The following is a 13,491-nucleotide window of genomic DNA, read 5'->3' on the forward strand; positions in this document are numbered from 1 at the left end:
GAGGGCCTCAGCGGTGGCCGGCGAGCCAGGCGCGGTGCGCGCCGAGCAGGGCGTTCTGGGCGCGGCTGTGGTCCGGGCGACCGAGCGAAGACGGCCGGCGAGGTCGGCGACTCCCACAGGGCCCGCACCTCGACCTGGCGGCCGTCGCGCAGCTGCGCGATCGCGACCACCCGTCGACTCGTGGGCGGGGGCGGCGGCAGCTGGTGGATCTCGTGCCAGCGCAGCGACTGCTCCGCGCCGACGAACCCGCACCAGGTGAAGCCCTCCGGGTCGATCTGCAGGCGTGACCTGCGGGCGCCGCGGAGGAGGAACAGTCCGGCGCCGATCCCCATCGCCGCCGGGAGCAGGAACATCATGAACCAGGCCGTCTCCATCACGACCGACAGGACGACCCCGGCGAGCAGAGCGGCCACGCCGATCAGAACCACCATGGGGCCGACGACGAAGTTCACCCGAGCACCGGCGGCGCGGATCACGGTCTGCACGCGGAGCTCCCTGCTGGTCGAGGACGGCGGCCCGCTCACCCTAGCGCGGTGTCTCGAGATCAGCGCGGTCATCGTCCTCGCTCGTCGTCGCGGCGGCTCGGCGGAGCCCGCGGATCCGTCGATGGGGAGTACTCCCCATGGCCAGCGCCGAGCGGCATACCTAGGCTGAGCAGGCGTCGCCGTGCCCGGCTCGGCCGACAGAAGCAGAGTGGCAGGGGCAGGAGCGGACACGGTCCCGTCGCACGACGGGGACTTCAGGGGAGAGATGATGGCGGGCTTCCAGGGCGGCGACACGGAGCAGATGCGGCGACGAGGGGACCGCCTTCGACCAGGGATCGCGGACGGTCGACGAGATCACCGACGCCGCGACGAGGCTCATCGACTCCGTGCCGTGGATGGGACCGGACGCGATGGCGTTCCGCGCCCTCTGGCACGGAGTGATCGCGCCCGGCCTGCGCGCGAAGGCCGAGGACCTGCAGGGCCGCGGCGAGGAGATCCGCCGCCACGCCGAGGAGCAGGACGAGGCCTCCGCCGGGGACGGGGACGGACTGCCGGACGTCCTGCGTGACCTGTTCCTGATGCCCTTCCCGGGCCCGCTGATGCCAGCTGCCCGCGCCGATCCCCGGACTGCCCCTCACCCCGGGCGTCATCGACCACCTCCGCAAGGACCTCGAGGACTGGTTCACCGGCGGCGACGGCGACGGGCCTCAGGAGTTCTTCGGCGATCCCGGCTTCACCTCGCGCGGCGCGAAGTACGGGGACGACCGACCGATCGGCGAGCAGATCACCGGCGGCGACTCGCTGTGGGACGGGCGCGAGATCGACGAGAGCTACGGATTCCTCGACGTGTACGCGGGATACGACTACAGCCTCGGCACCAACGTCACCACCGATCCGTACGGCAACGTGACCGGGACCCTCGGCGGGCGGGGAGCGCGGAGATCGGCATCGACGACCGACTCGAAGGACCTCTCGGGACCGGGATCCAGGCCGGCGCCCGGGTGGGCGCGGAGGGCTACGCGGAGGCCGGAGGCACCGTCGGACCGGACGGCCTCGCCGCCGGAGCCCGCGCCGGGCTCGGCGCCTATTCCGCGCAGTACGCCACCGTCGACGGGCCGCTCGGCAATTCGGGGACCACCAGGCAGGACCTGTACGCCGGAGCGAACGCCAGCGCGAACGCGTACTCGCACGTCACGCGCAACGAGGACGGTCAGGTCAACGGCTTCAGCCAGGGCTTCGACGCCCGGGCCTTCGCCGGGGCGCAGGCGACCCAGACCTTCGAGGCGACCGCGCCCGGCGGTTGGTTCTCGGGCTCGACCTCGATCAGCGAGAAGGTCGGCTACGGGGTCGGGGCGGGCGCGGGGCAGACGATCTCCACCGACGAGATCTCCGTCAGCGTCGCCGGATCGATCGCGAAGGATCTCGGGCTCGGCGGCTCCACCACCGTGGCGGTCCATCCCAACCAGATCGTGAACACCTTCACCCCCGGCGACTACGACATCGACGACGCGATCGGCGACGCCTCCGGAGCGTTCCAGGGGGCCACTGACTACGTCTCCGACAAGTGGCCGTTCTGAGCGGCGTCGCCGTCGGTCGGATCGCCGTCGCACCCAGCACCGAGCGCCGGCGGTCAGCCGCGGCGGGTCAGCGTCGTCCCGGCGTCCAGCCCTGCTGAGGGCCCCGGGCCTGCGTCCACCACCGGGCATGCGAGGCGACGAGGTCGCTCGCCGCCTCCCGGTAGGCTCCGTCCGCGCTGTTTCCGCCCTCTCCCGAGGACATGGCCAACGCGCCGATCACCTGCACCCTGCCGTCGCGGCGATGCGGCGCGACGGCGCGGGGTCCCCGGCGCCCCGAGGGCACCTCGACGTGGGCAACCTCCGAGAACAGGACGACTCTCGGGGCCCCGAGCACCCCGTACCAGGTCACCCGGTCCGGGCCGACGAGCACGCGGCGCCGCGCCCCGACCAGTGCCATCACCGCTCCGGCGAGGCCGAAGACCGGGAGGCCGAGCGAGCATCCCGAGCAGGGCCGGGCGCGCGTGAGGGACCAGCCGAGCACCGGCACCACGCCGAAGAGCAGGACCGCGACCACGACGAGGGCCACGCCCATCCACAGGAACATCCGGTTGACCCCGGAACGGTACGTGCGGATCTGCATGGCCCGCGCTCCTCCCGCGTCCGGTCGCTCAGGCCTTGCTGCGCGGTCGCTTGACCGGCGGCTCGCCCAGCTCGACGTCGCGGGCGGTGATCTCCTCGCCCGCCCCGGCGACCAGCTCGAGCTTCTCGATCCGGCCGAGCGCCGTGAGGTCCGCCGCGGCGGCCTCGAGGTGCGCGAGCGCCGCCTCGGGAGCCTCGACGGTCACGGCGAGGATTGGGGTCTTCTGGGAGACCTTCGCGTCGGACTTGATGCGCCGCACCACGATCGCGGCCTGGGCCACGGAGTCCACGAGCGCGGAGTCCTGGCCCTGGGCGGCCTCGCGCGGCGGCGCGGACTCCGGCCAGGGCTGGGTGTGCACGGAGCCGCCGCGCCACCACGACCAGACCTCCTCGGTCGCGAACACGATCACCGGCGCGAACAGGCGCAGCAGCACCTCGAGCGCGATCGCGAGCGCCGCCCGCGCGGAAGCGGCACCGGCCTCGCCGGCCGGGGAGTTGCCGTGGGCGCGCTCCTTGACCAGCTCGATGTAGTCGTCGCAGAACGCCCAGAAGAACGGCTCGACGGCCTCGAGGGCACGGGCGTAGTCCATGTCCTCGTTCGCGGTGGTGGCCTGGTCGACCACGTCCGCGAGCGCGCGAGCGGCGCCCGGTCCAGCGGATCAGTGACCGCCGACGGATCCGCGGCGAGACGGCCCGACGGGTCCGCCGGAGCCTCGCCGAAGCCGAGCGCGAACTTCGAGGCGTTGAGGATCTTGATCGCGAGGCGTCGGCCGATCTTCATCTGCCCCTCGTCGAAGGCGGTGTCCACGCCCTGACGCGCCCGGCCCGCCCAGTAGCGCACGCCGTCCGAGCCGTGCCGCTGCAGCAGGCCGATCGGGGTGACCACGTTGCCCTTGGACTTCGACATCTTCTTGCGGTCGGGGTCCAGGATCCAGCCGTTGATCGAGGCGTGCTTCCACGGCGGCGCGTCCTGCTGCAGGTGGGAGCGCACGACCGTGGAGAACAGCCAGGTGCGGATGATGTCGTGGCCCTGCGGGCGCAGGTCCATGGGGAAGATCTTGGAGAACAGCGCCGGATCCGAGTTCCAGCCGCCCGCGAGTCGCGGGGACAGGGACGAGGTCGCCCAGGTGTCGAGGATGTCGGGGTCGGCGACGAAGCCGCCGGTCTGGCCCCGCCGCTCCTCGGTGAAGCCGGCCGGCACGTCGGTCGTCGGATCGATCGGGAGCTCGTCGACGGACGGAGTGAGCACCGTGTCGTAGTCGGTCTCGCCGTCGGTGCCCACGGCGTACCAGACCGGGAAGGGCACGCCGTAGAAGCGCTGGCGGGAGATCAGCCAGTCGCCGGCCAGGCCCTCGACCCAGTTGCGGTAACGGGACTCCATGTACGCGGGATGCCAGGTCAGCTCCTCGCCGCGGGCGATGAGCTCGTCGCGCGACCCGCCCTCGGAGGAGTCACGGCCGCCGTTGGTGAGGTACCACTGGCGGGAGGTGACGAACTCGAGCGGCTTGTCGCCGTTCTCGTAGAACTTCACCGGGTGGGAGATCTTCTTCGGCTCGCCGACGAGATCGCCGGACTCGGTGACCATCTCGACCACGCGCTTCTGCGCGCTGAACACGGTCAGGCTCGCGAGCTCGGCGTAGGCGGCCTGGCCCTCGTCGGTGGTGATCCACGGCGCCTCGGGCAGGAAGCGGCCGTCGCGGCCGACGACGGAGCGGGTGGGCGACTCCAGCTCGCGCCACCAGATCACGTCGGTGGAGTCGCCGAAGGTGCAGATCATCGCGATGCCGGCGCCCTTGTCCGCCTGGGCCAGCGGGTGCGCCTTCACGGGCACCTCCACGCCGAACAGGGGAGAGGTGACGGTGGTGCCGAACAGGTCCTGGTAGCGATCGTCGTCGGGGTGGGCGACCAGGGCCACGCAGGCGGGGAGCGGCTCGGGGCGGGTGGTCTCGATGTAGACCTTGTCGCCGGTGCCGTCGGTCTTCGTGAAGCCGATGCGGTGGTAGGCGCCCTCGCGGTCGCGGTCCTCCTGCTCGGCCTGCGCGACGGCGGTGCGGTAGGTGACGTCCCACATGGTGGGGGCCTCGGACTGGTACGCCTGCCCGGCCTCGAGGTTCTCGAGGAAGGCGCGCTGAGAGGTGGCGCGGGAGTGGGCGTCGATCGTCTGGTAGCTGTGGTTCCAGTCCACCGACAGGCCCAGGGTGCGGAAGACCTCCTCGAAGGACTTCTCGTCCATCGTGGTCAGCTTCTCGCACAGCTCGATGAAGTTGCGACGGGAGATCGGGACCTGGTTCGCGGCCTTGGAGGACTTGTTCGAGCCGCCCTCCATCGGGGGCGTGAAGTCCGGGTCGTAGGGCAGCGAGGGATCGCAGCGCACCCCGTAGTAGTTCTGGGCGCGGCGCTCGGTGGGCAGGCCGTTGTCGTCCCAGCCCAGCGGGTAGAAGCAGTTCTTGCCGCGCATGCGCTGGTAGCGCACGATCATGTCGGCCTGCGAGTAGCCGAAGACGTGGCCGATGTGCAGCGAGCCCGAGGCCGTGGGCGGCGGGGTGTCGACGCTGAACACCTGGTCACGGGTGGTGTCCTCGTCGAAGGCGTAGAGTCGCTGCTCGCTCCATACGCCGTCCCACTTCTCCTCGAGGCCCTCGAGGGAGGGGCGATCGGGGATCGAGGTCTGGGCGTCAGGGCGCGATGCGGTGTCGGTCATGGGGGTCATTGTTCCAGGTCTGCGTCCCCGTGCAACGCAGGCGTCAGCACTGTGAGCGCTCTCGCGCCACGGCCTTCCCCGCTTCCCGAGCCGAGCGGCCGATGGCCTGAGCGGGTCCGTGGCGGCACGGTCGGGCACATGCACCATCTGATGCCGCCATGAGCCCGTCGGCGACGCGGCCGACGCTCACGGCACCCGCGCGGTCCACTCCTCGGTGCCGAACTTCGTCTCCACCAGCTCGCGGGCCTTCGCGAGCTCGTCCTCGGTGTACATCGAGTCGACGGTGTCGTAGCGGGCGCGGAAGTACTCGAGGAACCCGTCGATGATCTGCTCGCGGGCGAGGCCGGTCTGGGAGCGCATCGGGTCCACGCGCTTGTTCGCGCCGCGGGTGCCCTTGTCGGAGAGCTTCTCGCGGCCGATCCGCAACACCTCGCCCATCTTGTCCGCGTCGATGTCGTAGCTCATCGTCACGTGGTGCAGCGACACGCCGCCGGCGAAGCGGCGCTGGGCGGCGCCGCCGATCTTGCCCTGCTCGGAGGCGATGTCGTTCAGCGGCACGTAGTGGGCCTTCACCCCGATCTCCGCGAGCGCGCCCATCACCCAGTCGTCCAGATACGCGTAGGCCTGCTCGAAGCTCAGCCCCTCCACCAGCGAGGTGGGCACCACCAGGGAGTAGGTGATGCAGTTGCCCTGCTCCATGAACATCGCGCCGCCGCCGGTGATGCGGCGCACCACCCCGATGTCGTGCTTCGCGGCGCCCTCGGCGTCGATCTCGTTGCGCAGCGACTGGTAGGAGCCGATCACCACCAGCGAGGAGTCCCAGTCCCAGATCCGGAAGTGGGGGCGGCGCCGCCCGGCGATGACCTCCTTCGGCGCGACCTCGTCGAGCGCCACGTGCATCACCGGGGGAGGACGACGGGAGGGATCACATCGAAGGTGAGGTCGTCCCAGCTCGAGGCGTGCCCGAGGGCGCGCCGCACGGCGATCGCGACCGCCTCGGCGTCGAAGCCGATCATCTGCACCGGCTCGGGGAGGGCGGCGAGACGGTCGGTGATCGCGGCGCCGAGCTCGGCGGCCGTCGCGTCGGTCGCCATGCCCTCGAGCGCGGCGTTCAGGTCCTCGAGCGCCTCGTCCGGCTCGAGGAAGAAGTCGCCGAACACGTGCGCCGTGGCGATCCGGCCGTCCTGGGCGGTGACGTCGACGGCGACGAGCTTGCCGCCGCGGACCTTGTACTCGCCGTGCATCACCGGTGTCTCGCTCGAAGCATCCATGACCCCATCCTCGCGCATCGCCGTGGGCCGCGGCGGGGCCGACGGGTCATGCCGCGCCGACCGGCCATGCGGAGTCGCCGTGCCGACGGGGCACGGGGCCGACGAGCACGGGCCGCGAGATCACGGGATCGTCAGCGAGCGCGGCGCCCGGTGGACCTCCCACACGAAGTCCGCTGTGGACTGGCTCTTGCGGGGCGCCACCGCATAGGTCTCCTCCGGCCGATCCGCCGTCGCCTCGCGCGTCACCTTCGGGATCAGATGGGTCCAGTCCCGCTCGCCGCCCACCCAGATCCGGTAGGTGGTCCCGGTCTCGTCGCCGCGATGGAGCAGGCGCGGCCCCATCGTGGTCGCGGTCAGCGCCGGCTGTCGCCGTGCAGGGGCGGCGTCGAAGCCGCGGTCCCGCAGCGAGCATCGGGTTCAGCACCGCCCACAGCAGCAGGCGCGCCCCCTCCACCTCCGGGGAGGCGGGGGCGCCGATCAGCTCCTGCGGCGCGGGCATCGCGCCCTCGTCGGTGCGCCAGGCCGTGCGGCGGGCGAGGGTCTCCAGGCGGTCCGTCGCCTCGGCCCTCTCCTCGTCGGTGCGGGGCAGGCCGATGCCCAGCGGTACCGGCTCGTGGCCGGCGCGCTGGAGGTGCACGGGCGTGCCCTGCTCGACCTCGCCGAACTCGAGGCCGGTGCGGTGCAGGCGCACCCCCGCCTGGAGGTGCGCGTCGGTCTGGCCGCGCCGGGTCGAGAAGTGGGGGCTGGTGCCCAGCAGGTCACGGGAGGCGCGGTGCATGACGTCGAGGTGGCCGCGGAACTCCTGGGCGACCGACTTCTTGGTCAGCGACCGCTTCGCCTCCACCGGGTACTGCACGATGGGCCGGCCCGAGTTCTCGCCGATCTCCCCGATCGTCTCCCATAGCGGTTGATGGCCGGGATCGGCCTTCGACATCCGCCGGGCGAGGGAGCGCCAGCTCGTGGCCTGCACCCGCTCGGGCAGGCTGCTCCTCGCCGCTGACGAGGTCGCTGCGGCGTGAGACCGCCAGCAGCAGATGGTGCTCCGAGGTGCCGAGCGCGGCCAGGTGCTTCTCGAGCTGGGTGGTGCGCAGCGAGCCCGTCCGTGCTCACCACGATGCCGAGGCGGGCGCCGTCGTCGGACTCGGGGGAGGTCGGGAGGATCTCGGCGACCAGGTCGGGGGAATGGCGGTGCAGGCGCGGCGCGGCGACGATGTCGCCGGTGGTGCGCTCGGTCCGGAGCACCGTGCGCAGGAACGCACGGCGGTCGCGCGGGGCCATCAGCACGAACTCGAGCATGTGGCGGAGGATCGCGTCGGCCCGCACGGGCCGCTCGGTGCGCTCGGCGCTCTCCGGGGCGTTGACCGTGCGCTCGACAGCGTAGGTGAGCATCTGTCCGACGGTGGCGTAGGAGCGCGCCATGGTCCTCCTTCTCTCGCGCCGTGCCCTGCCGCGGCGGGGACTGCCGGGCGGGAGACGGGATCTGTCAGTATCCCCCGTGGACCAGTGTGCATCAGGGCAGGTCGCGGAGCGCGGTGTGTCCCCGCATGAACGCAGGGGCGCGCCCGGTGCGGCATCGGCCGGTCCGGTCCGGGGAGGAGGGCGCCGGCGCGCCCGCCCGTCGTCAGCCCGGACGGTCCCCGGCGTTGATGCGCCGCACGAGGTCCTCGACCGCCGGCTCGGTGAGGGAGAGGTCCTGCACCTCGGCCTGGGCGCCGATCCTGGTCAGCAGCGCCGGCACGGTCAGCTCCGCCCCGGAGAACGCGATCCGGTGACGGATCCCCTCCGCCTCGATCGCGAGGGTCCGCGCCCCCTCGGGCGCAGCGCGAGCGCCTCGAGACGCGGCGCGGCGAGGTCGAGCACGAGCTCGCGCGGCGAGCCGAGCCGCTCCCGGAAGCCGGCGAGCGCGCCGTCGTAGGCGACCTGCCCGGAGGCGACCACCACGATCCGGTCGCACAGCCGCTCGACGTCGCCCATGTCGTGGGTGGTGAGGAACAGGGTGGTGCCGCGCTCGGCCCGGTCCTCGCGCAGGAAGCGACGCGCCCCTCCTTGGAGACCATGTCCAGCCCGATCGTCGGCTCGTCGAGGACCACCAGCGCGGGGGAGTGCAGCGGCGCCGCGGCGACCTCCCCGCGCATCCGCTGCCCGAGCGACAGCTGACGCACCGGCCGGTCGAGGAACCCGGCGAGGTCCAGCCCCTCCACGAGCCGGTCCAGGCGCGCGGCGACGGCCCGATCGGTGAGGCGGTGCATCGCGCCGAGGATCCGGTAGCTGTCCCGCGGCGGCAGGTCCCACCACAGCTGCGAGCGCTGACCGAACACCACCCCGATCTCGCGGGCGAGGCGCCGACGCTCCGGCACCGGGTCGCGCCCCAGCACCCGCACGGAGCCCGCGGTGGGTCGCAGGATGCCGGTGATCATCTTGATGGTGGTGGACTTCCCGGCGCCGTTCGCGCCGACGAAGCCGACGGCCTCTCCGCGCTCGATGCGCAGCGAGATCTCGTCGACCGCGCGGACGACCTGCCGCCGGCGACGTCGGGAGCCGGGGGCGGCGGCGCGCACGACATAGTCCCGGCGCAGCTGCGCGAGCTCGAGCGCGGGGGAGGGCGCGACGTCGGGGCCGCGGGCGGCGGACGGGTCCGACGGGGTCGGGAGGGACGGGAGGGGCTGAGAGGTCATCCACCTGCTCCTGTGTAGCGACGGACCCCCGCGCGCCAGAGCACCAGGGCGATGGTCCAGGTGAGGAGCGCCACCGGCAAGCCGATCCAGCCCGACCAGGAAGGGACCAGGGCGGGGCCGGGCAGACCCAGCGGCGCGAGGGCGGGGGCGTAGGCGATCAGGGTCGCCGGGATCACGAAGGTGAAGAAGGCCCGCATCGGCAGGGCGAACACGGCGCCGGGGGTGGTGGCGACGTAGTTGCCGCCGTAGGTGAAGGCATTGGCGAACTCGCGCCCGTCCACCAGCCAGAACTGCAGCGCCCCGGCCATCGTGAACAGCGCTCCGAAGATCAACGCCCCGGCCAACGGGGCCAGCACCGCGAGCAAGCAGCGGCGCCGGGGTCGGGGAGAAGCCCGCGATGGCCAACGCGGTCACGTACATCCCGAGCCCCACCGCGATCCTCCCGATGCGTCGCAGCGAGAGGTCCAGGCTCGAGATCTGCAACAGCAGTGGCACCGGGCGGATCAGCGGCGTCTCCAGACGCCCCGAGCGGATCTGCGCCGAGAGCCCGTCGATCTCCCCGAAGAACATGTCGCCGATCCCGAAGGCGAGCGCACCGAGCCCGTAGACCACCGCGACCTGCGAGAGCGTCATCCCGCCGAGGACGCCGACCTGGGAGAGGATCACCCACAGCTCGAGGAACTCGGTGCCGACGATCAGCACCTGGCCGAGCACGTCGGCGAGGAAGCTGGTGCGGAAGGTCGCCTGCGAGCGCAGGCGCGAGCCGTAGAGGGTCGCGACCATGCGCGCGGTCGAGACGGGACGGTCCTGCGCCCCCGTTCGGCTCCCTGCGCTCGCAGCGCCCGGCCACTCCTGCTCAGCCACCCTGCACCTCCAGGCTCCGCGTGCCCGCGCGCAAGATCGCCCACGCCGCGAGCGCCAGCACCGCCGTCCAGCCGATCTGAACGCCGATCAGCCCGAGCGCCTCGGCCGGCGGGACGCGGCCCGAGAGGGTGTCGATCGGGGTCTGGATCATCGAGGGGAACGGGGTCGCCCGAGCGATCGCCAGCGACCAGTCCGGGAACCACACGATCGGGATGAGGAAGCCCGAGAGCAGGTTCATCGTCGCGTTGTAGACGACGGTCAGCCCGCGGGTCTCCACCAGCCAGAAGGCGGCGAGGTTCACCATCATGTCGGCGAGGAAGGCGACCGTGATCGCGAGCGAGCAGCGAGAGGGCGCCGAGCAGGTAGGAGACCGGATCCTCGGGCAGGGCGAGCCCGGTGACGAGGCCACCCACCACCAGCGGCGGGATGCCGCGGGCCAGCAAGCAGGAACGCCGAGCGGCCGAGCTTCTGGGCGTAGTGGAGGCTCAGCAGGTCCACCGGGCGCAGCAGGTCCACGGCGATGTCGCCCTGGTGCACCCGCTGGGACACCTCCCGGGTGCCGAAGGCCTCGATCGGGGCGAGCAGGCGCCTGGCCCAGCCACACATAGGTCGCCGCCTGCAGCAACGTGTACCCGCCGAGCTCGCCGCCCGCCGTGCCGATCGCGGCGAACATGATCGAGGCGCGGATGAACCCGAACACCGTGTTGGTGAAGATGCCCGCGGCGGTCGCCATCCGGTAGGTGGAGTACTGGCGGAAGGCGGCGGCGGCGATCCGTCCGTGAGCAGACACTCGATCAACCCTAGTGCGCTGTGGGACGTGCCACAAGACAGAGGCGGCCGCCGCGCGGGCCTGCACCTCGGGCGCGTCGGCGCCTCCGTCGCTCGGACGGTCCTCCCCGCAGGGGAGCGCCTTCGGGCACCGGCCGTCTACGCTGTCCCGGTCCCCGTCCCTCCTCAGCGAACCGGACCCCCATGAACTCGAACCGCGACAGCGCCGTCGACCCCGCCGCGGAGGACCCCGCGGCGGCGCGCGGCGCCGCTGACTCCGCCGCGGCCACCCCCTCCGCGGCTCCTCGTCGTCCCCGCTTCGGCCTCCTTCCCCGCATCCTCGTCGCGATCGTGCTCGCGATCGGGCTGGGCCTGGTGATGCCCGAGTCGATCGCCCGCGTCTTCACCACCTTCAACGGGATCTTCTCCGGCTTCCTCGGCTTCCTCATCCCGCTGATCATCGTGGGCCTGGTGACCCCGGCGATCGCGGAGCTCGGCCGCGGCGCCGGGAAGATGCTCGCCGCCACCACCGGCATCGCCTATCTCTCCACCGTGCTGTGCGGGCTGTTCGCTCTGGGGATCTCCCTGGTGCTGCCGCCGCGGATGCTGGACGGCGCGAGCATCGGCACCCTCGAGAACCCCGAGGACTCGGCGATCGCGGCCTACTTCGACATCGAGATCCCGCCGGTGTTCGACGTGATGACGGCGCTGGTGCTCTCCTTCTGCCTCGGCATCGGACTGACCCTCGTGAAGAAGGGCGCCCTGCAGGAGTCCTTCGAGCAGCCTGCGCACCATCATCGTGCGGATCATCGAGGCGATCATCGTGCCGCTGCCGCCGCTGTACATCTTCGGCATGTTCCTGGGCCTGACCATGAACGGCCAGATCTGGACCGTCATCGGCACCTTCCTCGCCGTGATCCTGCTGGTCTTCGCGATGACCGTGGTGGTCTTGCTGGCCCAGTACGGCGTCGCAGGCCTCGCGATGGGGAGGAACCCGCTCGCGGATGCTGGGCCGGATGTCGCCGGCCTACATGACGGCGCTGGGCACCAGCTCCTCGGCCGCGACCATCCCCGTCACCGTCGAGTGCACCAAGCGCAACGGCGTCCCCGACGCGATCGCCGACTTCGTGATCCCGCTGGGCGCCACGATCCACCTCGCCGGCTCCACCCTGAAGATCACCACCTTCGCCGTCGCGATCATGATCGTCACCGGCATGGAGCTGAACGTCCCGGCGCCGCTGGGCTTCGTGTTCATGCTCGGCATCGTGATGATCGCCGCGCCCGGCGTGCCCGGCGGCGCGATCATGGCCGCCGCCGGCGTGCTCTCCTCGATCCTCGGCTTCGACGAGGCGGCCGTGGGCCTGATGATCGCCGCCTACATCGCGATCGACTCCTTCGGCACCGCCACCAACGTCACCGGCGACGGCGCGATCGCCGCGGTCATGACCCGGCTCTCGAAGGGCCGGGTCGAGGGCGACCTCACCGCGGGCCGGCACGAGCAGGTCCACGGGGTCTGAGGCCCCGCATCCCGCAGGAGCGGCCGACGGCATCGCCGTCGGCCGCTCCAGTCATCTCGGCCGTTCCTGTCGTCCGGCCGCGTCCTCCTTCCCTGCCACCATGGCCGCGCCGGCGGCCCTGCCGACGGCGGTCCCCGCGGCCGACGGGATGGCCGTGCTCGCGCCGCCCGCGCCGACGTAGGCTCGGCACCATGACTGCTCACAGCCCTGCCGACGCCCCTCTGACCGCTGTCGTCACCGGTGCCTCCTCCGGCATCGGCCGTGCCACCGCCGCCCGCCTGGTCGCCGACGGCTGGCGGGTCCTGGCCATCGCACGGCGCGAGGAGCGCCTGGCCGAGCTCGCCGCCGAGACCGGCCGCGAGATCCTCGCCGTGGACGTCACCTCCGACGAGTCGGTCGCCGCGCTCGTCGCCCGCGTCGAGGAGCTCTTCGACGGGAGCCTGAACGCCGTCGTCCATGTCGCCGGCGGCGCCCTCGGCGTCGAGACCGCCGCCGAGGCCGACCTCGAGAAGTGGCGACGGATGTACGACATCAACGTGCTCGGCGCCGTCCGCGTCACCCGCGCGCGCGCGCCCGCCGTGCGGGCGAGCGGCCGCGGCGACCTCCTCTTCGTCACCTCCGTGGCCGGGCACGAGGCCTACCCCGGCGGCTCCGGCTACAACGCCGCCAAGGCCGGCGAGCACATGCTCGCCCATGCCCTGCGGCTCGAGCTGAACGGCGAGAAGGTGCGCGTCATCGAGGTCGCCCCCGGCATGGTCCGCACCGAGGAGTTCTCCCTGGTCCGCCTCGGCGACCAGGACGCGGCCGACGCTGTCTACGACGGGGTGGAGCGACCGCTGACCGCGGAGGACTGCGCCGACGTCATCTCCTACGCCCTGAACGCCCCGCACCACGTGAATCTCGACCTGGTCACCGTGCGCCCCCTCGCCCAGGCCGTGACCCACCGGGTGGCACGCCACCAGGGACTCTGATGGCCCACGGCGGCATACCCGGCTACGGCATGGGCGGCGGCGGGGGCCGAGGGGGCGGCGACCTGAAGCTCGCCCCTGGACAG

General features: G+C 72.3%; 9 protein-coding genes and 6 pseudogenes. 6 read left to right on the forward strand and 9 right to left on the reverse strand.

The features are described from left to right. Window positions 1-255 precede the first annotated feature (255 nt). Window positions 256-654, forward strand: a complete 399-nt coding sequence (locus WKH84_RS19995) for a hypothetical protein (RefSeq protein ID WP_341857050.1) — start codon at window positions 256-258, stop codon at window positions 652-654. Between the two features lie 226 nt (window positions 655-880). Further along, window positions 881-2,062, forward strand: coding sequence for a hypothetical protein (locus tag WKH84_RS20000; RefSeq protein ID WP_341854872.1), 1,182 nt, complete (start codon window positions 881-883; stop codon window positions 2,060-2,062). Between the two features lie 67 nt (window positions 2,063-2,129). Here WKH84_RS20000 and WKH84_RS20005 read toward each other — a convergent pair whose 3' ends face one another. From WKH84_RS20005 to WKH84_RS20045, 9 genes and pseudogenes are all read right to left on the reverse strand, one after another. Then, complete coding sequence (locus WKH84_RS20005) at window positions 2,130-2,642, reverse strand: hypothetical protein (RefSeq protein ID WP_341854873.1); 513 nt, start codon at window positions 2,640-2,642, stop codon at window positions 2,130-2,132. A gap of 28 nt (window positions 2,643-2,670) precedes the next feature. After that, window positions 2,671-5,342 (reverse strand): annotated as a pseudogene (gene valS, locus WKH84_RS20010) (valine--tRNA ligase). A gap of 186 nt (window positions 5,343-5,528) precedes the next feature. After that, a pseudogene (locus WKH84_RS20015) lies at window positions 5,529-6,586 on the reverse strand (biotin/lipoate A/B protein ligase family protein). Window positions 6,587-6,659: 73 nt separating this feature from the next. Further along, on the reverse strand, window positions 6,660-7,469 hold the full coding sequence (locus tag WKH84_RS20020; protein ID WP_341854874.1) for a hypothetical protein: 810 nt from the start codon (window positions 7,467-7,469) through the stop codon (window positions 6,660-6,662). Continuing rightward, complete coding sequence (locus tag WKH84_RS20025; RefSeq protein ID WP_341854875.1) at window positions 7,436-8,032, reverse strand: hypothetical protein; 597 nt, start codon at window positions 8,030-8,032, stop codon at window positions 7,436-7,438. Before WKH84_RS20025 ends, WKH84_RS20020 begins: the two co-directional genes overlap by 34 nt. A gap of 710 nt (window positions 8,033-8,742) precedes the next feature. Continuing rightward, window positions 8,743-9,288 (reverse strand): annotated as a pseudogene (locus tag WKH84_RS20030) (ATP-binding cassette domain-containing protein); the annotation flags it as partial. Next, the gene (locus WKH84_RS20035) at window positions 9,285-9,644 is read right to left on the reverse strand and encodes an ABC-2 family transporter protein (protein WP_341856983.1); all 360 of its coding nucleotides are present in this window, start codon (window positions 9,642-9,644) and stop codon (window positions 9,285-9,287) included. The pseudogene WKH84_RS20030 and the gene WKH84_RS20035, both read right to left, overlap by 4 nt. A gap of 67 nt (window positions 9,645-9,711) precedes the next feature. Next, window positions 9,712-10,071: pseudogene (locus tag WKH84_RS20040) on the reverse strand (ABC-2 family transporter protein); the annotation flags it as partial. 73 nt (window positions 10,072-10,144) lie between these two features. Next, on the reverse strand, window positions 10,145-10,942 hold the full coding sequence (locus WKH84_RS20045) for an ABC transporter permease (RefSeq protein WP_341854876.1): 798 nt from the start codon (window positions 10,940-10,942) through the stop codon (window positions 10,145-10,147). A gap of 356 nt (window positions 10,943-11,298) precedes the next feature. Here WKH84_RS20045 and WKH84_RS20050 point away from each other — a divergent pair. From WKH84_RS20050 to WKH84_RS20065, 4 genes and pseudogenes are all read left to right on the forward strand, one after another. Continuing rightward, window positions 11,299-11,619 (forward strand): annotated as a pseudogene (locus WKH84_RS20050) (cation:dicarboxylase symporter family transporter); the annotation flags it as partial. 124 nt (window positions 11,620-11,743) lie between these two features. Then, window positions 11,744-11,860, forward strand: a pseudogene (locus WKH84_RS20055) (hypothetical protein); the annotation flags it as partial. Window positions 11,861-11,936: 76 nt separating this feature from the next. Then, window positions 11,937-12,437 (forward strand): cation:dicarboxylase symporter family transporter, encoded by a 501-nt coding sequence (locus tag WKH84_RS20060; RefSeq protein ID WP_341856984.1) that lies wholly within the window; start codon window positions 11,937-11,939, stop codon window positions 12,435-12,437. Window positions 12,438-12,628: 191 nt separating this feature from the next. Then, window positions 12,629-13,408 (forward strand): SDR family oxidoreductase, encoded by a 780-nt coding sequence (locus tag WKH84_RS20065; RefSeq protein ID WP_341856985.1) that lies wholly within the window; start codon window positions 12,629-12,631, stop codon window positions 13,406-13,408. Window positions 13,409-13,491: the final 83 nt, after the last annotated feature.

It is taken from the genome of Brachybacterium sp. GPGPB12 (assembly GCF_038396325.1).
In the GTDB taxonomy this organism is placed as follows: Bacteria; Actinomycetota; Actinomycetes; order Actinomycetales; family Dermabacteraceae; genus Brachybacterium; species Brachybacterium conglomeratum.